This window comes from Halalkalibacter sp. HAAS-P013 (assembly GCF_056619925.1).
Genome location: NZ_JBWQTU010000002.1, coordinates 247409 through 270776, shown reverse-complemented (window position 1 = coordinate 270776; position 23368 = coordinate 247409). Strand labels below are relative to the sequence as shown.

General features: G+C 38.3%; 26 protein-coding genes. 19 read left to right on the top strand and 7 right to left on the bottom strand.

Features of this window, described 5'->3' with window-relative positions; genetic code table 11:
* The first annotated feature begins 3 nt into the window (after window positions 1–3).
* Together AC1FXP_RS05215 and AC1FXP_RS05210 are read left to right on the top strand one after the other, a co-directional pair.
* Window positions 4–642, top strand: coding sequence for an SDR family oxidoreductase (locus AC1FXP_RS05215; protein WP_480059127.1), 639 nt, complete (start codon window positions 4–6; stop codon window positions 640–642).
* Window positions 643–914: 272 nt separating this feature from the next.
* Window positions 915–1850 (top strand): AEC family transporter, encoded by a 936-nt coding sequence (locus AC1FXP_RS05210; RefSeq protein ID WP_480059126.1) that lies wholly within the window; start codon window positions 915–917, stop codon window positions 1848–1850.
* A gap of 90 nt (window positions 1851–1940) precedes the next feature.
* Here AC1FXP_RS05210 and uppP read toward each other — a convergent pair whose 3' ends face one another.
* A complete protein-coding gene (gene uppP / locus AC1FXP_RS05205) occupies window positions 1941–2774 on the bottom strand; it encodes an undecaprenyl-diphosphatase UppP (protein ID WP_480059125.1) in 834 nt (277 codons plus the stop codon).
* Window positions 2775–2961: 187 nt separating this feature from the next.
* Here uppP and AC1FXP_RS05200 point away from each other — a divergent pair, with 187 nt between their 5' ends.
* Both AC1FXP_RS05200 and AC1FXP_RS05195 read left to right on the top strand, forming a co-directional pair.
* On the top strand, window positions 2962–3477 hold the full coding sequence (locus tag AC1FXP_RS05200) for a TlpA disulfide reductase family protein (RefSeq protein WP_480059124.1): 516 nt from the start codon (window positions 2962–2964) through the stop codon (window positions 3475–3477).
* Between the two features lie 99 nt (window positions 3478–3576).
* Window positions 3577–4656, top strand: a complete 1080-nt coding sequence (locus tag AC1FXP_RS05195) for a DUF3866 family protein (RefSeq protein ID WP_480059123.1) — start codon at window positions 3577–3579, stop codon at window positions 4654–4656.
* Here the strand turns inward: AC1FXP_RS05195 and mciZ are convergent.
* Window positions 4566–4775 (bottom strand): Z-ring formation inhibitor MciZ, encoded by a 210-nt coding sequence (gene mciZ, locus AC1FXP_RS05190; RefSeq protein ID WP_480059122.1) that lies wholly within the window; start codon window positions 4773–4775, stop codon window positions 4566–4568. The two genes, AC1FXP_RS05195 and mciZ, sit on opposite strands and share 91 nt — an antisense overlap.
* Window positions 4776–4875: 100 nt before the next feature.
* On the opposite strand from mciZ, the gene AC1FXP_RS05185 reads away from it, so the two are divergent.
* The 9 genes from AC1FXP_RS05185 to AC1FXP_RS05145 all read left to right on the top strand — a co-directional run bounded on the left by AC1FXP_RS05185 (window position 4876) and on the right by AC1FXP_RS05145 (window position 12798).
* Entirely contained in the window at window positions 4876–5421 is a 546-nt protein-coding gene (locus tag AC1FXP_RS05185; RefSeq protein ID WP_480059121.1) for an NUDIX hydrolase, read from the top strand.
* Window positions 5418–6590, top strand: coding sequence for an endonuclease Q family protein (locus AC1FXP_RS05180; RefSeq protein WP_480059120.1), 1173 nt, complete (start codon window positions 5418–5420; stop codon window positions 6588–6590). The genes AC1FXP_RS05185 and AC1FXP_RS05180 overlap by 4 nt, the downstream gene beginning before the upstream one ends.
* 157 nt (window positions 6591–6747) lie before the next feature.
* Window positions 6748–7386, top strand: a complete 639-nt coding sequence (gene spoIIM / locus AC1FXP_RS05175) for a stage II sporulation protein M (protein ID WP_480059501.1) — start codon at window positions 6748–6750, stop codon at window positions 7384–7386.
* Window positions 7387–7502: 116 nt separating this feature from the next.
* Window positions 7503–7961 (top strand): ferric iron uptake transcriptional regulator, encoded by a 459-nt coding sequence (fur, locus tag AC1FXP_RS05170; RefSeq protein WP_480059119.1) that lies wholly within the window; start codon window positions 7503–7505, stop codon window positions 7959–7961.
* A 179-nt stretch (window positions 7962–8140) separates the two neighbouring features.
* Window positions 8141–8374: a YqzK family protein gene (locus AC1FXP_RS05165; protein WP_480059118.1), complete on the top strand. Its 234-nt coding sequence runs from the start codon at window positions 8141–8143 to the stop codon at window positions 8372–8374.
* Between the two features lie 29 nt (window positions 8375–8403).
* Window positions 8404–9294, top strand: coding sequence for a site-specific tyrosine recombinase XerD (gene xerD, locus AC1FXP_RS05160; RefSeq protein WP_480059117.1), 891 nt, complete (start codon window positions 8404–8406; stop codon window positions 9292–9294).
* A 99-nt stretch (window positions 9295–9393) separates the two neighbouring features.
* The gene (gene deoB, locus AC1FXP_RS05155) at window positions 9394–10575 is read left to right on the top strand and encodes a phosphopentomutase (RefSeq protein ID WP_480059116.1); all 1182 of its coding nucleotides are present in this window, start codon (window positions 9394–9396) and stop codon (window positions 10573–10575) included.
* Window positions 10576–10591: 16 nt separating this feature from the next.
* Window positions 10592–11401 (top strand): purine-nucleoside phosphorylase, encoded by an 810-nt coding sequence (locus AC1FXP_RS05150; protein ID WP_480059115.1) that lies wholly within the window; start codon window positions 10592–10594, stop codon window positions 11399–11401.
* A 95-nt stretch (window positions 11402–11496) separates the two neighbouring features.
* Window positions 11497–12798: a pyrimidine-nucleoside phosphorylase gene (locus AC1FXP_RS05145; protein ID WP_480059114.1), complete on the top strand. Its 1302-nt coding sequence runs from the start codon at window positions 11497–11499 to the stop codon at window positions 12796–12798.
* A 182-nt stretch (window positions 12799–12980) separates the two neighbouring features.
* On the opposite strand, the gene deoD is transcribed toward AC1FXP_RS05145, so the two are convergent.
* The 3 genes from deoD to AC1FXP_RS05130 form a co-directional block, all read right to left on the bottom strand.
* Complete coding sequence (deoD, locus tag AC1FXP_RS05140; protein ID WP_480059113.1) at window positions 12981–13685, bottom strand: purine-nucleoside phosphorylase; 705 nt, start codon at window positions 13683–13685, stop codon at window positions 12981–12983.
* 251 nt (window positions 13686–13936) lie between these two features.
* On the bottom strand, window positions 13937–14953 hold the full coding sequence (locus tag AC1FXP_RS05135; protein ID WP_480059112.1) for a sodium-dependent bicarbonate transport family permease: 1017 nt from the start codon (window positions 14951–14953) through the stop codon (window positions 13937–13939).
* A 148-nt stretch (window positions 14954–15101) separates the two neighbouring features.
* Window positions 15102–15467: a Na-translocating system protein MpsC family protein gene (locus AC1FXP_RS05130; RefSeq protein WP_480059111.1), complete on the bottom strand. Its 366-nt coding sequence runs from the start codon at window positions 15465–15467 to the stop codon at window positions 15102–15104.
* A gap of 441 nt (window positions 15468–15908) precedes the next feature.
* Here AC1FXP_RS05130 and AC1FXP_RS05125 point away from each other — a divergent pair, with 441 nt between their 5' ends.
* From AC1FXP_RS05125 to AC1FXP_RS05105, 5 genes are all read left to right on the top strand, one after another.
* Complete coding sequence (locus tag AC1FXP_RS05125; RefSeq protein ID WP_480059110.1) at window positions 15909–16994, top strand: iron-containing alcohol dehydrogenase family protein; 1086 nt, start codon at window positions 15909–15911, stop codon at window positions 16992–16994.
* A 29-nt stretch (window positions 16995–17023) separates the two neighbouring features.
* Window positions 17024–17839 carry a MetQ/NlpA family ABC transporter substrate-binding protein gene (locus AC1FXP_RS05120; protein WP_480059109.1) on the top strand — a complete coding sequence of 272 codons (816 nt, stop codon included), beginning with the start codon at window positions 17024–17026 and terminating at the stop codon, window positions 17837–17839.
* 61 nt (window positions 17840–17900) lie between these two features.
* Entirely contained in the window at window positions 17901–18914 is a 1014-nt protein-coding gene (locus AC1FXP_RS05115) for a methionine ABC transporter ATP-binding protein (protein ID WP_480059108.1), read from the top strand.
* 1 nt (window position 18915) lies between these two features.
* On the top strand, window positions 18916–19587 hold the full coding sequence (locus tag AC1FXP_RS05110; protein ID WP_480059107.1) for a methionine ABC transporter permease: 672 nt from the start codon (window positions 18916–18918) through the stop codon (window positions 19585–19587).
* A 17-nt stretch (window positions 19588–19604) separates the two neighbouring features.
* Window positions 19605–20711 (top strand): alpha-hydroxy-acid oxidizing protein, encoded by a 1107-nt coding sequence (locus AC1FXP_RS05105; protein WP_480059106.1) that lies wholly within the window; start codon window positions 19605–19607, stop codon window positions 20709–20711.
* Window positions 20712–21047: 336 nt separating this feature from the next.
* Here AC1FXP_RS05105 and AC1FXP_RS05100 read toward each other — a convergent pair whose 3' ends face one another.
* Entirely contained in the window at window positions 21048–22199 is a 1152-nt protein-coding gene (locus AC1FXP_RS05100) for an acyl-CoA dehydrogenase family protein (RefSeq protein WP_480059105.1), read from the bottom strand.
* Window positions 22200–22328: 129 nt separating this feature from the next.
* On the bottom strand, window positions 22329–22823 hold the full coding sequence (locus AC1FXP_RS05095) for a L,D-transpeptidase family protein (RefSeq protein ID WP_480059104.1): 495 nt from the start codon (window positions 22821–22823) through the stop codon (window positions 22329–22331).
* Between the two features lie 384 nt (window positions 22824–23207).
* Here AC1FXP_RS05095 and AC1FXP_RS05090 point away from each other — a divergent pair, with 384 nt between their 5' ends.
* Window positions 23208–23357 carry a YycC family protein gene (locus AC1FXP_RS05090; RefSeq protein ID WP_480059103.1) on the top strand — a complete coding sequence of 50 codons (150 nt, stop codon included), beginning with the start codon at window positions 23208–23210 and terminating at the stop codon, window positions 23355–23357.
* Window positions 23358–23368: the final 11 nt, after the last annotated feature.

Here is a 23368-nt window from a genome sequence, read left to right as displayed (position 1 = left end):
TTTGTGAGAGTATTAGTTATTGGCGCAAACGGTCAGGTAGCACGTCACGCATTAACAAAGCTGAATGATTCTGGGCATACTCCTGTTGCGATGATCCGTAATGCAGAGCAAGAAACAGCTGTAAAAGAAAAAGGAGCAAAAGAAACAGTAATCGCAGATTTAGAAGCTAATTTTGATCACGCATTTAACGGGATTGAAGCAGTGATTTTTGCAGCGGGTTCAGGAGGACATACAGGAGCAGATAAAACTATCTTAATCGATCTGTGGGGTGCAGTGAAAGCCATTGATACAGCCGAGCGACTTGGGGTGAAGCGTTTTGTCATGTTAAGCTCTATGGGAACGGTTGATCCTGATAAAAGTGAGCGAATTCGCCATTATCTTGTAGCAAAAAAGTTGGCTGATGATCACTTAAAGCGTTCAAGTTTGGACTATACGATTGTTCGGCCAGGCAGTTTAACAAATGAGCCAGCGAAAAAGCTTCTCAAACTAGAAGAGGAAATTCAAGTTCGTGATAACACGATAACAAGAGAAGATGTAGCGATCGTTCTTGCTGAGGTTGTTAACCTAAAACCTTCATATGGTAAGACGTTTGAAATTCTAAATGGAGATACACCAATACAGCAAGCATTAGATAAGTTATAAAAATGTGGTTTGTCTCAAAAGGTCAAAGAACGGAGCTTTTGAGAGATTTGCCATGGCACACTCGTCGCGCGCCTGTTATGAAAAAACCACTCATAACAGGCTTCAAAGATTACGACGGCTTAGCTCATTGCTTCGAGGCTGTCTCAAAGGTCAAAGAACAGACCTTTGAGACAGCCTCTTTTTTTCATGCATTTTTTTAAGTCATGATATAATTTAATATAACCATTTTTTGTTAATAGATGAGGGAGAATTCAAAGGGTAGGGGGAATGAAATGAATGCGATTTTTGGTTTAGCTCAAGAGATGTTTGTTTTATTAGTAATTGGGCTAATAGGGTTTATCATGAGAAAGGTGAACATTTTACCGAAAGAATCGAATTTTGTGTTAACGCAAGTCGTACTATATATTACTCTTCCTTGTCTCATCATTTATTCTATGGACATTCAAATGTCTATGGAATTGGTGCTAGATATTTCATGGTTAATTGGTCTGTCTGTTTTTGCCTTGCTTTGTACAACAGGTACAGGTTATTGGCTAAGAAAAAAAGCAACGCTACCTGATAATCGAAAGGGAGTGTATGAGGCTGCGATTATCTTTGGTAACCAAGGATTTATTGGATATGCGATAGCTTTTTTGTTATTTGGAGAAATTGGAGTATTATATACTGCCTTCTTTATGATCTTTTTCTTGTTTTATGTATGGACGTATGTTGTGTATGTCGTTGCAAGGGCAGGGCAGAAGGTATCTTGGAGGCAGATCTTGCTTAATCCAGGTGTCATTGCCACAACAATCGGGTTTCTTGTCATGATTCTGCCTTTTCGCTTGCCGCCTATACTAGGGGGAGTGCTTGAAGATATAGGGACTATGACATTGCCTTTATCTATGATATTAATTGGTAGTTTACTATCGAGTATTGGTGGAAAACAGTTTAAACAATTAATAAAAAACCGATATATTTGGTATGCTACAGGCGCTAAGTTACTGTTACTTCCGCTTTTTTTAATTCCTTTCTTATGGATGCCTGTTTCGACAACGGTGATGGGAGTTGCTATCCTTGTGACAGCAACTCCAACTGCTCCGACAGTTCCGATGTTTGCAAAGAAGTATAGTGGTGATGTAGAGTTCGCTACTTTTACAGTGGCAACGACAACTATTCTATGTGTACTAACCATTCCGCTTTTTTACGCTTTGATTTTGCTTGTTAGATAAAAAAGTCAATTATTTTTGAGGGGACTTTTCAAGCATACACGAAGCAATCACACATGACCTATAAGAAAAGGCCGCATGCGCGGCTTTTTCTTATAGGTCAATAATCATACTGTTATCTAGAAAGAAATAAACAAAAATTGCTGCGACGAAACAGTACAATGCAAAGTATACAAGTTTGCTTTTCTTTAAGAATTCAATTAACCAAACAATTCCTAGCCAAGAAAAAATGAATGTAGCAATAAAGGAAACAATTAATGCAGGAATTCCTACTTCTGCAACCATTGATCCGTCAACAAAGTCTCCAATCGCTAACACACTTGAACCAAGAATGACAGGAATGGAAAGTAAGAAAGAATAACGAACAGCTGTATCACGATTTAGACCAGCAAATAATGCTGTAACAAGTGTTGCACCAGAACGAGAAATTCCTGGGAATACCGCTAACGTTTGTCCTAGTCCAACAAAAATGGAGTCTTTAAATGTCATTTGTTCCTCTGTACGGTCCCCATATTGAACGAAACGTTCAATAATAATTAGAAATAGCCCGGTTACAGCTAAAGCAATAGCAATAAAAGGAGGGGTTTTTATAGAAGCTCCAATGAAGTCTTCAAGAAGTAGTCCAAGTACTCCTGTTATTAGTGTTGCAACAATGATGTAGATTCCAAAGAAAAATTGTGTACGGTTGTCTTTGGAACGATTAGCAAGATATCCAATGAATCCAAAAATGACAACCAAAATGTCTTTTCTAAAATAAATCATAACGGCAAGGATAGAAGCAAAGTGTAGGTATATCTCAAATCCAAATCCTGGGAATTGGTATCCTAATACTAGTTGAGTTATAACGATATGTGCAGTACTAGAAATTGGTAAAAACTCTGTGATTCCTTGAACAATTCCAAATATTAAAGCTTCAATAATTGACATGAAATTTAATCCGTCCTTTCTAATCTGTGACCATTAACCTTATCATTCTACCAAACTTATTATCTTCAGGAAAGCTTCATTTTACATTGTTGGTCGTTTATTTTTAGTTGCTTTACTTGCGTTTTTAAGAAATAAATCCCTATAATACGAAGTAGATAGTAAAGATGGTTATAGGGGAGACGAACAAATGAAACGTAGAGCCACAATTTTTATCCTAGGTGTTGTAGCCGTCCTGATAATTGGAATCATCTTTTTGCAAGAACGTCAGGAAATTGGTAACGAGCCTGGTATGATTGCCGAGAATTTTTCGCTACCAATGTATACAGATGATTCAGGTGAATTATGGGACTATCGAGATGATGTCATCATTTTAAATATGTGGGCATCATGGTGTGAGCCGTGTCGAGATGAAATGCCTGATTTAATGGACTTACAAGCTGACTATGAAGACAAAGGTTTAAGTGTCGTCACGGTTAATATGCAAAAAACGGAACGGACTTTACATGATGCTCCCAATTTTATAGAAGAAATCGGCATTACATTGCCAGTGTTCTTTGATGTAGATGGTGATGTTACAGATCGTTATAAGATCTTCGGAATGCCAATGACATATATAATAGATAGAGAAGGTGTAATTGAACACGTTATTCGTGGTGAAGTCGACTATGAAGGGCTTGAATCTTTAATCCTCCCTTTGTTGTAGATTGATCATAACGTGTCTATATCTTGCCGTTTTTTGGCAACAATAAGAAAGGTTATTCATTATTATTAACCTAATAAGCTCCTAGTAAGGCGTGAGTGCATGTATAAAGAAATAGAAGCTAAGGTTCTTGATATTAGTTTTGAAGATCATTCCATTCAAAAGTTAGTTACGGATAATGGAAGCAACAAAGCGATCTTATATAAGCAATTTACACCACGAGCTGAGATCGGGAACCTTATTCTCATTAATACAACAGCCACTGAATTAAAGTTAGGAACAGGTGGGTGGGATATTGTAAGGTCTCACATTTATAGTAATCAGTGGCAATCAAATGAGTGTAGGGGACATATTATGAAAGCACGCTATACGCCTATTCAGCACAGTGTTTTAGCTGTTGAGGCGCAAGAAAGTGACTATCATCAACATTTTAAGGAAGGTTTTTCTCTTAACGGGACTCCTGTTTGGCTTGCTGAATTACATAGTATGGTTCCATTATTTTATTATGTTTTACAAGAATTTAACCCTGGACTCAAATGTTGTGTTATTTTTGATGATCAAGCCTCGTTACCTTTAACGATGAGTGATCAGTTGCGGAAGCTTGAAGAGCAATTGCATTTTTATTCTATAAGTGTCGGTCAAGCATTTGGTGCTCAGTATGAAGCGGTTACTGTTGCATCAGCACTGCAATTTGCTACGCAAGTACTTAAAGCAGAGATTATTTTAATTTCGGTGGGGCCAGGTGTCGTCGGTACAGGAACACGATATGGCTTTACAGGAATGGCACAATCACATTGGTCGCATACAATCAGTGCACTTAACGGGAAGCCTATTTGGATTCCTAGAATGTCATTTGCGGATAAACGTAAGCGTCATAATGGCATCAGCCATCATACATTAACACCATTGTTTGAATTTACGTTTAAGCCTGCAATTTTACCTCTTCCTTATTTGCAGAATCATGAACGTCAAAATGTTATCGATCAATTGAAATCTTATCAATCTCAAACAAGTCATCACATTCACTATGCTGATGATGATCGTGTTTCTACAGTAGTAGAGCAGGTAGCCAAAAAGTCGATGCTACCAATTCAAACAATGGGACGTAAATACGAAGATGACCCTGTTTTTTTCTGTGCGGTAGCAGAAGCACTCAGAGTGGGTCTACAGTTAGCAGAATGAATTACATCAACCCATTGTTCCATCGTATCAAAGGACTTTTGCATTTGTTTTAACTTTGCTTGAATTTCCCATGCCTTTCCAGCCATAATAACACCTTTGTTATGAACGTACACTTTCATTATAGGACTCGTCCTTTCAAGTAGATTATGGTACACGTTTATGACGGGGGTGGAAGAAAAAGAACTGAAAGTTACACGAATACATATTTTGGAGGAGAAAATGGACCATTTATATGAAAAGACAGTAACAACTAAGGAAATCTTTAAAGGGAAAGTTATTGATTTAGAAGTACAGGAAGTAGAGCTCCCAAACGGAAAAATGAGTTCTCGTGAAATAGTTAAGCACCCAGGGGCTGTAGCAGTCGTGCCTATGACAAAAGAAGGGAACATTGTCCTTGTAAGACAGTACCGAAAAGCTCTAGGGAAAACAATTGTAGAAATACCAGCAGGGAAGCTCGAAAAGGGAGAAAGTCCTCTTGAATCAGCTGCAAGAGAACTGGAAGAGGAAACAGGCTATAAAACAAAAAAACTAGATTTTCTTTTATCTTTTTACACGTCACCAGGTTTTGCTGATGAATTAATCTATCTATATTTTACAGATGAACTTGAAAAAGGAACAGTGAATATGGATGAGGATGAGTTTTTAGATCTGATAGAGGTTAGTCTTGAAGAGGCAGAGAAAATGGTAAAGGATCAAACCATTCATGATGCAAAAACAGCGTATGCAATTTTATATATGCGGATGAAAGCAGGTTTCCAGTCATGATAGAGTTACGAGATTATGTAGCTGATTTACATATTCACATTGGCAGAACCCGTTTGGGGGCAGCAGTTAAAATAACTGCTGCTCCTTCTTTGACAATAAGCTCAATCATTCAATATGCAGTTCTAACAAAAGGGGTTGATATGATCGGGGTAATCGATTGTCATGTAAAGGAAGTCATACTTGAACTAGAAGAGAAAATAGAAAATGGAGAAGCATTTCAATTAGAGGGTGGTGGGATTCAGTTTCCAGGGGTAACATTGCTGCTAGGAACGGAACTGGAGTTACTAGATGAAAACTGCAAAGGACCTGTTCATGTGCTTGCCTACATGCCTACAATTGAAAAAATGAAAGAGTTTAGCGAGTGGTTAGCAAAAAGGATGACGAATCCAAATCTAAGCTCCCAAAGAATTTATGAAAATGCAAAAGTAGTTCAATTAAAAGTACGAGAACTAAAAGGGTTGTTTATACCAGCACATGTGTTCACTCCTTTTAAGAGCTTATACGGAAAAGGAGTAACATCGAGCTTAACAGAAGTGCTTGATCCTAAGTTAATTGATGCCATTGAGCTTGGCTTAAGTAGTGATACCAATATGGCTGATCAAATCGAAGAATTACAAGCATACCCATATTTAACGAACTCTGATGCCCACTCGTTAGAAAAAATTGCAAGAGAGTATCAAAAAGTAAAAATGAAACAACCGTCGTTTCAAGAGTTCAGGCTTGCTTTACAAAAGAAAAAAGGTCGAAAAATTAGTAGCAACTTCGGTTTAAATCCCCTTCTAGGCAAGTATTACCGAACAATTTGTGCGAAATGCTTAAAACAAATAGCGGAAAAAGGTTGTTCTGATTGTCAAACCTCAAAAATAGTTAAAGGAGTTTTTGACCGATTACTAGAGTTGAGATCCTCTGAGGGAAAAGAAACGGACCGTCCACCATATATCCATCAAGTACCGTTACAATTTATACCGAAATTAGGAAAGAAAACATTAAAGAAACTTAGAGACCGTTTTGGGACTGATATGAACATTATCCATTCCGTTCCGATAGAAGAGTTGTTACAGGTTGTATCAAAACCTGTTGCAGAAGCGATTATTGGTGCCAGAGAGGGAACTCTCTCTATTAATGCTGGTGGTGGCGGGATTTATGGAAAGGTTGCATCGAAGAAATAATAGGTGCGTTTCAATTAAATAGTTACTTCTATCTGTTTTCTATTGAATCGAATGGGTAGCTACACGCTAATCATAAAAACTATAGAAACATCATTGTCATAGATTCAAATCTCATCTCATAGAGTGAAGTAAGAGCAAAAGAGGAGGTCTTGGCATGATGAAGTACGGCTTACGTGAAATGATAGCTACCCATTTAGAAGAGAACCGAACGATCTATGTGTTTACAATCGTTTTATTTTTAATAGGGATCGTTTTTGGAGCAATCGTTGTTAATAGCTTGAGCTTAACGCAAAAGCATGACTTATATACGTATTTGAACCAATTTTTTGGACATGTTCAACAAGGCGAATTAGCGCAGTCATCGGCTTTATTTAGTCAGAGCTTTGCACATTATGCAAAATATTTTGGGCTAATGTGGATTCTAGGTTTATCGATTATTGGCCTGCCGGTTATTCTCGTTTTGCTTTTCTTAAAAGGAGTAGTTGTTGGTTTTACAGTCGGATTTCTAGTCAATCAAATGGGGATGTCCGGATTTTTTTTGGCGTTTGTATCAATCATGCCGCAAAATTTCATCCTAGTACCTGCGTTTATTATTGTAGGTACTGCTAGTATTTCATTTTGCTTGAAGATGGTTCGTCAACAATTTATGAAACGAACAAATATGCCTATTTTTCCGCAATTTCTTAAATACTCCCTACTTATTTTATGTGTAGGATCTGCACTTGCATTTGCTTCTGCATTTGAGGCATACGTATCACCTGTTTTAATGAAGTGGGTAATTGAATCTATGATATAATAATTATCAATTAATAATGATTATAACTTTATAAATAATAATCATTATCGATTGACACTGTTTTTTTGAATGATTATAATAAAAGAAGGGAAACTGCACGAGGGGAGGCATAACGAATGGAGAAAAGGCTCGAACGTATTAAAAAGCATCTGCACTCACAAAGTTACAAACTTACACCACAGCGGGAAGCAACAGTTCGCGTTCTTCTTGAACATGAAGAGGATCATTTAAGTGCAGAGGACGTTTACCTCCTCGTAAAAGAAAAATCACCAGAAATTGGACTAGCAACAGTATACCGGACGCTGGAGTTACTGGCTGAATTAAAAATAGTCGATAAAATAAATTTTGGAGATGGTGTATCTCGTTTTGATTTACGGCAAGAAGGTGCAGCTCATTTTCACCACCATCTTGTTTGTATTGAATGTGGAGCTGTTGATGAGATACAAGAAGATTTATTAGGTGATGTCGAAGAGGTCGTTGAACGTGATTGGAACTTTAAAATAAAAGATCATCGTTTAACATTTCATGGAATTTGTCATCGTTGCCATGATAAAGAAAAAACAGAAGATAAATAACATTAAAAAGCACCCACTGGATGTTGAGTCTTGGGGGTGCTTTTGTCTGTGTTTAACAATAGAAGATAACTTAATAATTATTGTAATGCGTATGGATTTATAGGTATATTCCATATGGTTTTTGGCATAGCTTGTAAAAAGGGGAATCGTACAAGAAGTCATAAGTGGAGGTATGTCCCATGAAATCTTGGTTTCGTTTAGTTATACAAACAATAAAAGTGTTTCTCTTATTTATGGGATGCACACTTCTCTTTTATTATGGTATTCTATGGGTGAGTCAAGAATACGAGAGTTATCATCGCTATGATGAGCCTCAAGGGAAAGCTGTGAAGGTTTTCCAGATGGAACAAGATGGAGGGGATCCTATTTCGTGGATTGAACGACTTATGCTGTTCTATCGAGAAGGTGAGTAAGCGAATGACTCCTAATTAAGGTGATAGAGATGGAACATGAAAGAAACGAGTTTTTACATTACATACAATTGGAACGCAGGCTCGCAAAAAATACGGTTCAATCGTATGAACGTGATCTGAAACAGTACGAGCTATATGTAAGAAGTGTCGCAAATAAGAAAAGTGTTCATGATATTGATCAACTAACGATTGTTGAATATTTGCATTCTTTGAAAGAGCAAGGGCGTGCCGATACAACGATCGCGAGAACCATTGCATCAATAAGAGCATTCCATCAATTTTTGCTTCGAGAAAACTTAACGAGTTCTGATCCTTCTGTTCATCTAGATATTCCAAAACGTACAAAACGACTGCCGCAAATTTTATCTGTGCAAGAAGTTGAGGCCCTACTTAATGCTCCCTCTGGAAATGATGTGTTCTCAATTAGGAATCGCGCAATGTTGGAAACATTATATGCTACTGGGATGCGTGTGTCGGAGTTAGTGAATGTAACGGTCACGAATACGCATTTAACGATGGGGTTTGTCAGATGTATTGGCAAGGCAGGAAAGGAGCGAATTATTCCGCTAGGAGGGGAAGCGACGAAAGCTTTGCAAAAGTATCTTGAAAGTAGTCGGCGAAACCTCATGAAAAACAAACAGCATGACGTTTTATTTGTTAATCATTTAGGAAGCCCGTTATCTAGACAGGGTTTTTGGAAAGTTTTAAAGCAGCTTGCTGCCATTGCTTCTATTGAAAAACCTTTAACCCCGCATACATTGAGACATTCATTTGCAAGTCACCTGCTCGCAAATGGTGCAGATCTTAGAGCGGTTCAAGAGATGTTAGGACATGTAGACATTGCGACGACGCAAATTTATACACAGGTAACAAAAGCAAAAATGAAAGACGTCTATGCTCAGTATCATCCAAGAGCATAGAATTTTTACGTCTTATGAGGTCAGACTTCTGACAACACCACTTTGTTCAAGTTGACACGAGAATAGGGCATAGTATGTAATAAAAGGAGGAATTTAACAGTGAGTAATTATCGTTATGATCGAGTATTTTTAATTGTAATGGACTCCGTTGGAATTGGTGAAGCTCCAGATGCAGCCGAATTTGGTGATGTAGGCTCTCATACACTTAGGTCTATTGCTGAAAAGATGAATGGATTAACGATGCCGAACTTGGCGGCACTCGGTTTAAGTCATATTCGAGAAATAAAAGGGATTGAAAAAGTAGACAGTCCTCTAGGGCATTATGGGATTATGCAGGAGGCATCAAGCGGGAAAGATACGATGACGGGACATTGGGAACTAATGGGCTTACATATTAAAGAGCCTTTTCGTGTTTTCCCAGATGGATTCCCTAAAGAACTAGTTGAGGAATTGGAGCGTCAATGGGATAGAAAGATGATTGGGAATAAAGTGGCTTCAGGAACAGAGATTTTAGATGAACTTGGAGACGAGCATGTGAAAACAGGAAATTTAATCGTCTACACTTCAGCGGATTCTGTCTTGCAAATAGCGGCTCACGAGGATGTCGTTCCGATTGAGGAGTTATATGACATTTGCGAAAAAGCACGTAAGCTTACTCTCGATCCGAAATATATGATTGGTCGTGTAATTGCAAGACCTTTTGTAGGGAAAGCGGGCGAGTGGAAACGAACGTCTAATCGTCATGATTATGCGTTAAAGCCTTTTGACCGTACTGTTATGAATGAGCTTGCAGATAACGGGATTGATTCCATTGCACTTGGGAAAATTTCTGACATTTATGATGGAGAAGGTGTAACAAAAGCGATTCGAACGGTATCCAATGACGATGGGATGGAGAAATTACTTGAGACAATTCGTAAGCCTTTTACTGGGTTATGCTTTATAAATTTAGTAGATTTTGATGCGGTATATGGACATCGCCGTGATCCAATTGGTTATGGAAAAGCATTAGAGCAATTTGATCGCCAACTTAAGCAGGTAATGGAAGAGCTTAAAGAGAATGACTTACTAATCATTACTGCTGACCATGGCAACGATCCGACACATCATGGGACAGATCATACGAGGGAGTTTGTACCATTAATTGTTTACAACAAGAAGCAAACAAGTGCGAAAGACCTTGGCGTGCGTACGACATTTGCTGATGTTGGGGCAACTATTGCTGATAACTTCGGTGTTCCGCTTCCGAAACATGGGGTAAGCTTTTTACACGAACTTTAATTTAGGAGGAAAAATAGTGACTAAAATTACAGAGACAGCTTCATATTTACGAGAAAAAATGACCGTAACACCATCTATTGGCTTAATTTTAGGTTCGGGATTAGGTGTATTGGCAGATGAAATTCAAAATCCAGTAAAAGTATCATATAGTGAAATTCCAAATTTCCCAGTTTCAACGGTAGCTGGCCATGCAGGTCAACTCGTATTTGGAATGCTAGAGGGAAAGCAAGTAGTAGCGATGCAAGGACGTTTTCATTTTTATGAAGGGTATAGCATGGACGTTGTTACTTTTCCAGTTCGAGTCATGAAAGCTTTAGGTGTCGAACAAATTATTGTAACGAACGCAGCAGGTGGTGTGAATGAATCATATGAGTCAGGTAACTTAATGATCATTAAAGATCATATTAACAACATGGGACAAAATCCATTAATTGGACCAAATGATGAAGCCTTTGGAGTGCGTTTTCCGGATATGTCTAGTGCCTATTCAGAACGTCTTCGAGAGCTTGCGCGAGATCAAGCAGAAAAACTTACTATTAACGTACAGGAAGGTGTGTATATAGGAAATACGGGGCCTTCTTATGAAACACCAGCTGAAATTCGTATGCTTCGTACGTTAGGTGCTGACGCTGTTGGGATGTCAACGGTTCCTGAAGTGATTGTTGCCCGACATGCAGGACTAGAGGTGCTTGGTATCTCATGTATCTCCAATATGGCAGCAGGGATATTACCTCAGCCTCTTACACACGATGAAGTCATTGAAACGACAGAAAAAGTAAAATCAGACTTCTTATCCTTAGTAAAAGAGATTGTGAAAGAAATGTAAGAGAAGTAATTAGAACAGTTTTTGTAAGGAAAGAACAGAGTCAGTTGAAGTAAGAAATCGTTTCATCGGTCAAAGAAAAAAAGGATGTGACGCAGATGCGAATGGTAGATCTTATTGAGAAAAAAAGAGATGGTCATGAATTAACGAAAGAGGAGATTCGCTTTGCTATTGAAGGCTATACAAGTGGAAATATTCCAGACTATCAAATGGCTGCTCTTGCGATGGCAATCTTCTTTCAAGACATGACAACAGATGAACGGGCGGAATTAACAATGGCGATGGTCCAATCAGGTGATCAAATTGACTTGTCCGCTATCGAAGGGGTTAAAGTAGATAAACATTCTACAGGCGGAGTAGGTGATAAAACGACGATCGCTTTGGCCCCGCTTGTTGCGGCTGTCGGTGTTCCTGTCGCTAAAATGTCGGGACGTGGCTTAGGACATACTGGTGGGACGATTGATAAGCTTGAAGCCATTCCAGGATTTAGTGTCGAAATAACAACTCAAAAATTCACTGAATTGGTTAATAAAAATAAGCTCTCTGTTGTCGGCCAAACAGGTAACTTAACACCAGCTGATAAAAAGCTATATTCGCTAAGGGATGTAACAGCTACAGTAAACTCAATCCCTCTTATAGCTAGTTCGATTATGAGTAAAAAAATTGCTTCAGGGGCTGATGCAATTGTCCTTGATGTGAAAACAGGTTCTGGCGCATTTATGAAACAATTGGATCAATCAAAACAACTGGCACAGGCAATGGTGGAAATTGGAAATAGTCTCGGTCGTGAAACGATGGCGATTATCTCTGATATGAATCAGCCTCTTGGATATACGATCGGAAATGCACTAGAAGTAAAAGAAGCAATTGAGATGCTTCGAGGTGGTGGACCAGATGATTTGCGCGAGTTATGTTTAACGCTTGGAAGCCAAATGGTTTTTCTAGCAAAAAAAGCAGAGTCTATTATAGAAGCACGTCAACAACTTGAGAATGCTATTGCAGATGGAACGGCACTTGAAGCATTAAAAGTATTTATCGAAGCACAAAATGGAGACCCTTCCGTAGTAGATCATCCTGAGACCCTTCCCGAAGCTAGCTACAAAGTAGAAGTGTTAGCAAACCAAGCTGGAACTGTTTCAGCCATTGTAGCAGATAAAATCGGTACTGCCGCGATGTTACTTGGAGCAGGTCGGGCAACGAAAGATTCAGAAATTGATTTAGCGGTAGGAATCGTTTTACATAAAAAAATCGGTGATATTGTTCAAGCAGGGGAAGCGATAGCGACGTTACATGCGAATCAAGAAAATGTAAGTAATGTCATCGAAATGGTGCATGCTGCGTATTCGTTTACGGACGGAAGAGTCGCTAAGCCGACGCTTATCTATGATGAGATTCATTGATGAATTTTAGTGAAGAGCAGGCTCTGTGGGGTCTGCTTTTTTGTTGCGCAAGTAAATTAGAGGTTATGGTGAGTGAGAAAGAGGGGAAGTTACGACGAGAAAATTTACAAATACGCAGAATAATCTCGTAATAAGTAGAACAGGCATAAAGAGGGAAGCCCACTTCATGCCTTAAAAACAGATTATTTTTTTGTGACAGCTTCTAGTGCAACTTCCATCATGTCACTAAATGTTGTTTGGCGTTCTTCAGAAGTCGTTTCTTCACCAGTTAAAATATGATCACTTACTGTAAGGACAGAAAGTGCTCTTCTGCCAAATTTAGCAGCAAGGGTGTAAAGAGCAGCCGATTCCATCTCAACAGCTAAAATACCGTATTTCGCCCATTTCTCTAATTCTGCATTGTCATTATAGAACATATCCGCAGTGAAGACATTCCCTACTTTTAGATTTAACCCTTTTTCAAGACCGGCATCATACGCTTGTTTAAGTAAATCAAAATTAGCAGTAGGGGCGAAGTCTAATCCACCGAATGTTAAACGATTCATTTGCGAATCTGTCGAAGCGCTCATTGCTAAAATGACATCCCTTACTTTAACATCCTTTTGAATCGCTCCACAAGTTCCAACACGTACTAAGTTTTGAACATTGTATTCTTGCATAAGTTCATTAATGTAAATAGAAATGGAAGGAACACCCATTCCTGTTCCTTGAACTGAGATACGCTCACCTTTATATGTACCGGTAAATCCTAACATGCCTCTTACTTCATTATAGCAAACAGCATCTTCTAAAAATGTTTCAGCTATATATTTCGCTCGTAGTGGATCCCCTGGAAGGAGAATCGTTTCTGCTATTTCACCTTGTTTTGCTCCAATATGTACGCTCATTTATATGCCTCCTATGACCTCTGGAAGGTAGGTTAGTTTCTTAATTACTATAACATAAACAAGCTCCATCTCAAATTTTAGGATTCGATAAGGAAATCACCTTTTTCTTTTTTGAAATAAAAAAGCCTGCAATTAGGATAGTTCCTAATTACAGGCGCGCGTCGTGTTAACAAATATCTTCTTCTGTCTCAGGAGAAGATATTTGTATTTACTGTCTGCTGGTTCAACCTTTTTATCATCTGGATTCCCAATTAGAAATGAATTAACCACTGAGCAAATTGATAATATAGTGGAATTCCAATGATCAGATTAAATGGAAAAGTAATACCAAGTGCAAGACCTAAATAGACGGATGGATTAGCATCAGGTACAGACGTACGTAAGGCTGCAGGTGCTGCAATATAGGATGCGCTCCCAGCAAGAACTCCCATTAAAGTCATTCCACCAAGAGAAAGTCCGATGACATTTCCTACTAGAACCCCTAAGATTCCACCTACAATCGGCATGATAATTCCAAAAAGAAAAAGCTGTGGACCTTGTTTGCGAACTTCAGGTAACCTTGCACCAGCAGTTAACCCCATGCTAAGGAGAAATAGAATAAGCACACTGCCATATAGATCAATAAACAATGGCTGGACTGTCGGAAGTGCTTGCTCCCCAGCAATGAGACCAATGAGGAGGGCACCGAGTAATAGCAAAATACTTTTTCCAAATAAAGCTTCTTTTAATACTTCCTTATCAATCCAAGCTGTTGCAGGTGATGCAAAAGCAACAGTTTTTGGTGAATAGGTCTGTCCTTCTGATTTCTTTTGTTCCATCACTTTCAAGAGAATTAATGACACGATAATAGCTGGACTTTCCATTAAAACAACCATGGCGTTCATAAACCCTTCATATGTCGTTCCAATTTGATCAAGAAAGGAAATTGCAGCCCCGTATGTGACAATACTTACCGATCCATATGTCGCGGCAAGTGCAATGGCATTCTTTTTATCAATTTTGATTGTCTTTAAAAGAAGCAAAGCCACGATGGGCAAAGTAGAACCTAGAAATAGTGTGGCAATTACAGGAGAGATGACCTCTTCTAATGAATATTTGGATAACTCAATCCCTCCTTTTAATCCAATCGCAACTAGTAAAAATATGCTAAGTGTTTCACTGAGTGCGCTTGGAAACTTTAAGTCAGACTTAACGAGAGCGGCGAATAAGCCTAGGACAAAGAACAAAACAACAGGTGACAATATGTTTTGAATCATAATTTCATACATCGTTTGAATCCTCCTTTATGACTATTTAAATATAAAAAAACCGCCGATTAGGAAGTCAGTTTCATCCGAAGTAGACGCTACTGCTTTCATAATTGGCGGTTTATCTTTAACGAGGCATTAACGCTTTTTAAAGATCTCCCTTATTCATTTAAGTTAAAGTTTTCTCTAAGTCGGCTGCTAATTTAAAAACCATTAATCGTTCGCCTGTTTTTGTACTTATATCTGTATGAAGCGTAATGACTTCAATCCCTACAATTTCTCGGATCAGTTCACCTAATGTATCACGACCAGACTCTACAAGTTCACAGCGAACTTTTTTGATCGATAATCTACCTTCATCTTTCTGACAAAGCGCATATTCAGCAGGGGTTAACACCCCTTTGAGCGTCACGATTATCATGTCACGTAGGATATCAGTTTTTACAGAAACGGATCCTCTCCCTAAGAAATCCTTTTCCCACTGGGTTAGGGATTTTGAAATTGACGCTTCTAACGATCCTTTTGTTCGTATCATTAAAGATACCTCCTAAAAATGTGTAGACGAGATGATACAAAAAAGCATATTTCTTCAAGTGATAGGGAAGAAATACGCCGATTTACCATAAATGATTAAGTTTAGAAGTTGTTTCAACTTTTTCATCTTATCGATTTACATCAATAAAACGCTAAAGAGAACAAGACTTCTTTGCTTCTCCATTTGATCTCTCGGAATCTAAGTTATTTAAATCATAGCTTGAGATTAGAAAGGTGTCAATGCTTAATTTTATAGCGAACGCCTATTTTTCAGATAATTTTGGTGGAGAGATTGTCGAATTTATTTTTTTGAAATATTTTTTCAAAAAAACAATTGTCGTAATAGTAAATATTCTTTATAATGATGAACAATGAGTTAAAACCAACTCATTTTCTTGGTTTTTTCTGCTAAAGAAATAAATGAATGGATAGGGGGGGAACGATGAAGGAAATAAGAGTACAAGCTTCTCCTAGCTACTATGCTTGTGAAGTAGGAGTGTATGGCGGCCTGCAATCTTTGTTGATTGAGGGAAAAGTAGGTAGAGCGTTGTTGATTCATGGAGAAAAATCACTCGAAGCTGCTAATAGGTTTTTACCTTCTTTTGATCAGCTAGAAGTTCATTTTGAACAATATGTTGGCGAATGTTCATCGAGTGAGATTGAGCGTTTTACAAAGGTAGGTTCAACAAAGGACTGTGATGTCGTCATTGGGTTAGGTGGCGGAAAAGTGATGGACTTAGCCAAAGCCGTTGCAAATGAGATGAATGTGCCAGTCGTTTTGCTTCCGACGCTTGCCTCACAGTGTGCAGCATGGACACCGTTAAGTGTGATCTATTCCGATGCAGGAGATTATTTAAAATATACTACTTTTGTGAAGAATCCATGGGTTGTCCTTATTGAGCCGACAATTATTGCTTCCTCGCCTCTCTCGTACCTACGTGCGGGAATAGGAGATACATTGGCGAAATGGTACGAAGCTAAGGCCTTAACAAAAGACTTAGGTAATATGCGAGTACCTGTGAAATTATCACTCCAAACAGCAAGTCTTTGCCAAGAGCTGATACTTAAGGAGAGCGAGCAAGCTTTGGCTGCTCTAACGAAAAAAGAAGTTACACCATCCTTGTTAACCATTATAGAAACGAATATAATGGCAGGTGGTCTTGTTGGCGGATTGGGAGATGAATTTGGTAGAATAGCTGCGGCGCATTCTATTCATAATGCTCTAACACAATTCGAAGAAACTCATCATGTCCTTCACGGTGAAAAAGTAGCTTATGGTATACTTGTTCAACTTGCACTTGAAGGTGAGCTGGATGAGATAGAGAAGTTGCTTCCTTTCTATGAAAAAGTTGGCTTGCCCGTTTCCTTAAAGGAATTAGGCCTAAAACAAAATGGTGAAGCCTTAGTCTTAGAGGCAATAGCCAAAAAAGCACTACATCCAAGTGAATCGATTCACTTTATGAGTCAGTCATTCACAACAACTCAGGTTGTTCACGGAATTAAAACCGTTGAAACATATAAAAAATAAATAGATAAAAAAGGGTAGGAGAGAGCAAAATGAAAAAAATATTAATTTCTGCGTTAACAGCTTTATCAATGATTGGCCTTGCAGCTTGCGGTGGTGGTGGTGACACTGGTACTGGTGAATTATCTGAAGATCAATTAAAAGTAGGGGTAACTGCTGGACCTCACGAACAAATCATGGAGAAAGTAGTTGAATTAGCAGCTGAAGAAGGTCTTGAGATTGATATGACCGTTTTTACAGAGTATGTAATGCCAAATGTAGCGCTTGATGAAGGTGAGTTGGATCTGAACAGCTTCCAACACAAGCCATATTTAGATAACTTTAAGGAAGAGCGTAATTTGGATTTAATTGATGTGGCTACAACCGTTAACTTCCCAATGGGAATCTACTCTACAGGACTAACAGATGTAGTTGAGTTACAAGAAGGTGACAAAGTTGGTTTACCAAATGATCCAACAAATGGTGCGCGTGCGTTAATTCTTTTTGAAATTGCTGGTCTAATTACACTTGATCCTGATGCTGGAGTTACTGCAACAGTAAATGATATTACAGATAACCCACATAATTTAGAATTTATTGAGCTTGAAGCGTCACAAATCCCAAGACAATTAGATGAGTTAGCTGCAGCTGCTATTAATACAAACTTTGCTATTGAGCACGGGTATGTACCGACAGAAGATTCTATCTTCATTGAGCCAAGTGATTCTCCTTGGGTGAACGTACTTGCTGTTCGTACAGAAAATGAAAATGATGCTGTGATTCAAAAATTTATTGAAATTTACCAATCTGAAGAAGTAAAACAATTTGTTGAGGAAGAATTTGCTGGTTCAGTAGTAGCTTCATGGTAAGGTAATATATGAGAGTGGGTGACAATTGTCACCCTCTTTTTCTATTAAGGAGTTGACGAATATGATCGAATTAAAGCATGTATCAAAAACATTTGCGTCAAAGAAAAACACGGTCAAGGCACTAGACGACGTTTCTATTCATGTAAAAAAAGGTGAAATATATGGAGTGATTGGATATAGTGGTGCTGGTAAGAGTACACTCATTCGTTGCGTGAATATGCTTGAAAAGCCGAGTGAAGGAGAAATTGTCGTTAATGGAGTATCAATGACTAATTTATCGACCAATAAACTTCGTGAAGCAAGACAAAACATTGGGATGATCTTTCAAGGGTTTAACCTTTTAAAAACAGCTACTGTTTATGATAATATTGCGATTCCATTAAAGTTAACAGGAATACCTAAAGCTGAAATTGATGAAAGAGTAAAAAGGTACTTAGCAGTAGTTGGCCTAGAAGCGAAAGCTGATTCATACCCTAGTCAGTTATCAGGTGGTCAGAAGCAACGTGTGGCAATTGCCCGAGCTTTGTCTCATGAACCAGATGTATTGTTAAGTGACGAAGCAACAAGCGCTCTAGACCCAGAAACGACTGAATCAATTTTATCTTTACTATTAAAGATTAATAAAGAATTTGGAATTACAATCTTGTTAATTACTCATGAAATGCATGTCGTTCAAAAAATTTGCGATCGAGTAGCTGTAATGGAGAATGGAAAAGTTATTGAAGAAGGAAAGGTCATTAATATCTTTTCTAAATCGACTACAGACACAACGAAGAAATTCATTAATAGTCTGTTTCCAGAAGATATTCCAGCTGAAGTTATTAATTCATTAAGTGAACAAGGTCCAGTCATTCGTTTGTCCTTTGTTGGTCAATCAACTGGTAAACCAGCTCTTGCTGAAGTATCTAAGAAGTTTGAAGTGTACACAAATATTTTATCTGGAAACATCGTTCAATTGAAAAATGAGCCTTATGGCCGAATGGTTATTCACCTACAAGGAACAAAAGAACAAACAGAGGCGGCCATAACGTATTTAGAAGCAGAGGGTGTACATGTAGAAAGGGTGAATTTGTAGCATGTTTCAAGTAACTGAATTTTTAGATCGTTGGGGAGACCCGATTTGGAAAGCGACCATTGAAACATTTCAAATGGTTTCGATCTCATTATTAATTTCCATTATTATTGCCTTGCCATTAGGAACATTACTTGTTTTAACAAGACCAAATAAAAGCTTAGAAAATAAGTACGTTTATCAAGTATTAAATATTGTAATCAATATTACTCGCTCAATTCCATTCATTATTTTACTGTTCTTTATTTTACCTTTTACAAAATTTATTGTTGGAACATCAATGGGTGTTAAAGGGGTAATCGTGCCACTAGTTGTTTACACTGCTCCTTACATTGCAAGATTAATGGAATCCGCTCTACTTGAAGTCGATAAAGGGGTACTTGAAGCTTATGAAGCAATGGGAATCAAGACAAGACATATGATTTGGCATGTTATGGTAAGAGAAGCACGCCCTTCTCTTATTTTAGGTTTAACTATTGCAACAATCGGGTTGATTGGTGCAACCGCAATGGCAGGGCTAGTTGGTGCTGGTGGTCTAGGAGACTTAGCATATCGTTTCGGTCATTTACGTTATGAACCAGAAGTTATGTACGCAACAGTCATTATCCTAATTATTCTTGTACAAGGTATTCAGTCGATAGGTAACCGCGTTGCAGCTAGATTGAAGAAAGATTAAGAGAGGCAGGGGCAATTATGTCACAAACGATCGGTTTTAGGTCTCCTGAGGAGTGGGAGCAAGTTGCAAAAGAACGTTTAGATAAAGGGGCCTTTGAATATATTCAAAGTGGAGCTGGTGCGGAAGAAACTCTTCAGGCAAATATCGAAGGATTCAGAAATTGGAAAATTGTTCCTCGTGTTCTTCGTAACGTGTCAAAAATTGACGTGACAAAAACGGTTCTTGGAAATTCTGCTCCGGTCCCATTTGCTCTAGCTCCAGTAGGATTTCAAACGATCATCCATCAAGAAGGAGAGCTAGCTGCAGCAAAAGCCGCTGCGGCCCACCAAGTTCCGTATACCGTTAGTACGGTTTCTACAAGTTCAATGGAAGAAATAGCTGAAGTAATGGGAGAGGTTCCACGCTTCTTTCAATTGTACTGGCCAAGTGATGAAGACATTGCTCTAAGCTTTGTGAAGCGAGCTGAGAAATGTGGTTACTCAGCTATTTTTGTTACAGTAGATACTCCGATGCTTGGTTGGAGAGAGCAGGATAAACAAAATCAATACTTTCCATTAAGGGATGGGCAAGGTCTAGGAAACTATTTAACGGATCCTGTCTTTAAAGAGAAGGCGAAGATCACTTCAAGTGAAGGAAAAGAAGAAGCGATTAAAGAAGTAGCCGCTCGCTTGTTTAACCCATCATTAACATGGGGAAATATAAAATGGTTACGTACGAAAACTAACCTACCCATTGTCGTAAAAGGGATCGTTCATCCTGACGATGCTAAATTAGCAGTTGATTATGGCATGGATGGGATTGTTGTTTCAAACCATGGGGGAAGACAATTAGACGGTTCAATAAGCAGTATTGAATCATTACCTACAATTGTGGATACGGTAAAAGGCCAAATCGAAATCATTTTTGACGGCGGGATTCGACGAGGTACAGATATAATAAAAGCCCTTGCCTTAGGTGCTGATAGTGTCTTAATTGGTCGGCTGTATGCTTACGGTCTTACAGATGGCCAAGTAGGAGTAGAAACAGTCATTACACAATTAAAAGCTGAATTACAAACAGCCCTAGCTTTAACTGGTGAAACAGAACTGTCTTCTCTACAACAGGTAAAATTGATAAGAGTGTAAATACTTAAACGAGTGTCTTTCTATTAATTAATCACGAGTTTTGTAAGAATACGTGATGACTAATGAACAGGCACTCTTTTTTTGACTATAAAATATGAAACAGCTTCCTCTAAATAGTCTATAAGTATACAGGTATAATGTTACGATGTCGAAATATGTATTTTTTACTTGTGAATGAAGGCATACAATTTCGTTTCAGCTTTTGGGGATATGTTCCAAAATAATGATACGTAGCATCAGTTTTCAACGTGACGAGTAGACTAAAGCCCCGATCTTAATCAAGGTCGAGGCTCTTTTTGTACTTTTTGAAGAATCACTCTCATCACATGGTTTTGTTTATTCAGGGCGTTCAAAAGCTTCTGAAGCAAGTGCGACAAGCGTTCGGTCATCCATTGGAGGATTATGTAGGCCAGCCCGAACATCGCGATAATAGCGTTGGATCGGATTTTCTTTAAATAAACTTTGAGCTCCAACTACTCGCATTGCGCGGTCGACAATGTTTACCGCACTGTTAACAACATGATATTTTACCGAACTTAATTCAGATTGCATCTCGAGGCGTTCATTTTGAGAACTTGTATCCCATTTTTTTGCAACACCATAAAGAAAATACCGTGCCTGAATTAAATCCGCCTCATTTTCTCCTATTTTGACTTTAACGTTGGGGAGATCTTTTATCGCTGATGATAAGCTATTTGGAGAATATGACTTTGCAAAGTCAATCGCAAAATTTTGAGCAGCTTGGGCTATTCCTAAATAGCAAGCCGGAATATGCAAAAGCCAGCCAGCTGGACTTTTCTTTCCAGGGTGAATGACCTCAAGAAAATGATCTGCTGGTATACGAACATTTTTTAAATAGAGATCATGACTTGCTGTTCCTCTCATGGCAATGGAATTCCATGTTTCTTCAATCTTTACTCCTGGGGCTGAACGATGAATTAAAAAATTTCCGACCTGACCGTCTTCAATCGTTGCTGAAACGATAAAATAATCAAGCGCTGGTGCCATAGATGTAAAGCTCTTTCTGCCGTTAATAACCCAGCTATCTTTTTCGTTTTTTGCAGTGGTCGTAGGCTTTCCACCGCGAGTAGGACTGCCTGTTTCAGGCTCTGAAGCTGCAGCATTTAATAACTTCCCTTCATGTAATACCTCATAAAGGACGCGGTCTAGAATATTTTCAGGCCATGATCTATTTTCAATAATTTGAGTCATGATTCCCATATGCCATCCAATGGATAAGGAAGTTGAACCATCATATGTAGCAATCACTTCTTGTAAAGATAGCCAGTCAGCTAATGGGAGACCTGCTCCTCCAAAATCTTTTGGAATCGTTAGGGTTGTATAGCCAATTTCTTTAAGCTCTTGAATGTTTTCCATTGGAAATGTATTTTCTTCATCATGTTTTTGTGCACGAGACAAAAAGGCCTGAGCAGTTTGATGAACGATATGCTTTCTCTCTTCGTTTGAATTTACTGTTTGTAGTTTCATGAGTCCTCCTCCGTTCACTCGGTTTTTACCAGTTTATCACAAAGGAGGGGAGATTAAGAATGAATTACCCGCAATGGAAATTGTCCATAAAAATAAGGTTGTTCAATTGGCAGAACAACCTTTGTTATATTAAGGCCTGATGAATACAGACGTACCTATTGGAACGGTGTGAGCTAATTCTTCAACATCGTGATTAAACATTCGTATACAGCCTCGTGAGACATAATGTCCAATTGATTGAGGATCGTTTGTACCATGAATTCCATAGTGTTTCTTTGACAAACTCATCCACATTGTACCAAAAGGTCCTCCTGGGTTAGGGGCTTTGTTAATTATTATAAAATCGCCAACAGGTGTTTCATGCAGAATTCGACCAAGCGCAACGGGATATACCTTTTGAATTTGATCTTGAAACATAAGTGTTAATGTTAGATTCGCCAGTGAGACGTCGATGGAATATGGGATCGTTTGTGGGGAGGGGAGACCAGGTATATTAATTCTTTGCCCAACAAGAATAACATTTGGATTTATACTAGGATTTGCTGAAATAATTACTTGCAAAGGAACTCGGTAATCTTCAGAGATTGAAAATAACGTTTCCCCAGCTCGAACGGTATGAATCATGCAGAAGCCTCCTTTTCCTTTTTGTTTTATCGTATGAAAGGATAGAGTAAATAGAACGAAGATAATAAAATGTGAACTTACCTATTAGTAGTTCTAAAATAGGGTATTAATGCGTGGTGTTTTAGATAGAAGAGTTTGATCAAATTATCAAGGTTGGTTTGAGAATCTGTCATGAAGTACTCGGGATAGAATTGGGTTGATCAAGCTTCAAAAGAAGTTATTTGGACCTCGGTAGCTTCCATTTTGTGTGTAAGTTTGCTATGCTTTTTATATTAATACGGTTCCAATTACTTTTCTCAGCTAATTGATACCTACTATCATTGTAACTCTTTTTGGTATTATGGTTTAATATAGGTAATACAAAACTAGAAGGGGAGAATAACAATGAGACCATTGCAAATTTCTGCTGAAACAGCGAAAAAGCTCGCGGATTCGTTAAAAGTTCCGATTGAACAAATTATGCACATGCCACAACATATTCTATTGGCAAAACTAGCTGAGTTACAAGAGAAAGAAAGTGAGAAGAAAGAGTAATATAGCGTTAA

What these genes read in the sequence shown, in the direction of transcription:
- AC1FXP_RS05210 (WP_480059126.1), top strand. Translation starts at nt 915, where the DNA reads ATGAATGCGATTTTTGGTTTAGCTCAAGAGATGTTTGTTTTATTAGTA.
- uppP (WP_480059125.1), bottom strand. Translation starts at nt 2,774, where the DNA reads ATGTCAATTATTGAAGCTTTAATATTTGGAATTGTTCAAGGAATCACA.
- AC1FXP_RS05200 (WP_480059124.1), top strand. Translation starts at nt 2,962, where the DNA reads ATGAAACGTAGAGCCACAATTTTTATCCTAGGTGTTGTAGCCGTCCTG.
- AC1FXP_RS05195 (WP_480059123.1), top strand. Translation starts at nt 3,577, where the DNA reads ATGTATAAAGAAATAGAAGCTAAGGTTCTTGATATTAGTTTTGAAGAT.
- mciZ (WP_480059122.1), bottom strand. Translation starts at nt 4,775, where the DNA reads ATGAAAGTGTACGTTCATAACAAAGGTGTTATTATGGCTGGAAAGGCA.
- AC1FXP_RS05185 (WP_480059121.1), top strand. Translation starts at nt 4,876, where the DNA reads ATGGACCATTTATATGAAAAGACAGTAACAACTAAGGAAATCTTTAAA.
- AC1FXP_RS05180 (WP_480059120.1), top strand. Translation starts at nt 5,418, where the DNA reads ATGATAGAGTTACGAGATTATGTAGCTGATTTACATATTCACATTGGC.
- spoIIM (WP_480059501.1), top strand. Translation starts at nt 6,748, where the DNA reads ATGAAGTACGGCTTACGTGAAATGATAGCTACCCATTTAGAAGAGAAC.
- fur (WP_480059119.1), top strand. Translation starts at nt 7,503, where the DNA reads ATGGAGAAAAGGCTCGAACGTATTAAAAAGCATCTGCACTCACAAAGT.
- AC1FXP_RS05165 (WP_480059118.1), top strand. Translation starts at nt 8,141, where the DNA reads ATGAAATCTTGGTTTCGTTTAGTTATACAAACAATAAAAGTGTTTCTC.
- xerD (WP_480059117.1), top strand. Translation starts at nt 8,404, where the DNA reads ATGGAACATGAAAGAAACGAGTTTTTACATTACATACAATTGGAACGC.
- AC1FXP_RS05145 (WP_480059114.1), top strand. Translation starts at nt 11,497, where the DNA reads ATGCGAATGGTAGATCTTATTGAGAAAAAAAGAGATGGTCATGAATTA.
- deoD (WP_480059113.1), bottom strand. Translation starts at nt 13,685, where the DNA reads ATGAGCGTACATATTGGAGCAAAACAAGGTGAAATAGCAGAAACGATT.
- AC1FXP_RS05135 (WP_480059112.1), bottom strand. Translation starts at nt 14,953, where the DNA reads ATGTATGAAATTATGATTCAAAACATATTGTCACCTGTTGTTTTGTTC.
- AC1FXP_RS05130 (WP_480059111.1), bottom strand. Translation starts at nt 15,467, where the DNA reads ATGATACGAACAAAAGGATCGTTAGAAGCGTCAATTTCAAAATCCCTA.
- AC1FXP_RS05125 (WP_480059110.1), top strand. Translation starts at nt 15,909, where the DNA reads ATGAAGGAAATAAGAGTACAAGCTTCTCCTAGCTACTATGCTTGTGAA.
- AC1FXP_RS05120 (WP_480059109.1), top strand. Translation starts at nt 17,024, where the DNA reads ATGAAAAAAATATTAATTTCTGCGTTAACAGCTTTATCAATGATTGGC.
- AC1FXP_RS05115 (WP_480059108.1), top strand. Translation starts at nt 17,901, where the DNA reads ATGATCGAATTAAAGCATGTATCAAAAACATTTGCGTCAAAGAAAAAC.
- AC1FXP_RS05110 (WP_480059107.1), top strand. Translation starts at nt 18,916, where the DNA reads ATGTTTCAAGTAACTGAATTTTTAGATCGTTGGGGAGACCCGATTTGG.
- AC1FXP_RS05105 (WP_480059106.1), top strand. Translation starts at nt 19,605, where the DNA reads ATGTCACAAACGATCGGTTTTAGGTCTCCTGAGGAGTGGGAGCAAGTT.
- AC1FXP_RS05100 (WP_480059105.1), bottom strand. Translation starts at nt 22,199, where the DNA reads ATGAAACTACAAACAGTAAATTCAAACGAAGAGAGAAAGCATATCGTT.
- AC1FXP_RS05095 (WP_480059104.1), bottom strand. Translation starts at nt 22,823, where the DNA reads ATGATTCATACCGTTCGAGCTGGGGAAACGTTATTTTCAATCTCTGAA.
- AC1FXP_RS05090 (WP_480059103.1), top strand. Translation starts at nt 23,208, where the DNA reads ATGAGACCATTGCAAATTTCTGCTGAAACAGCGAAAAAGCTCGCGGAT.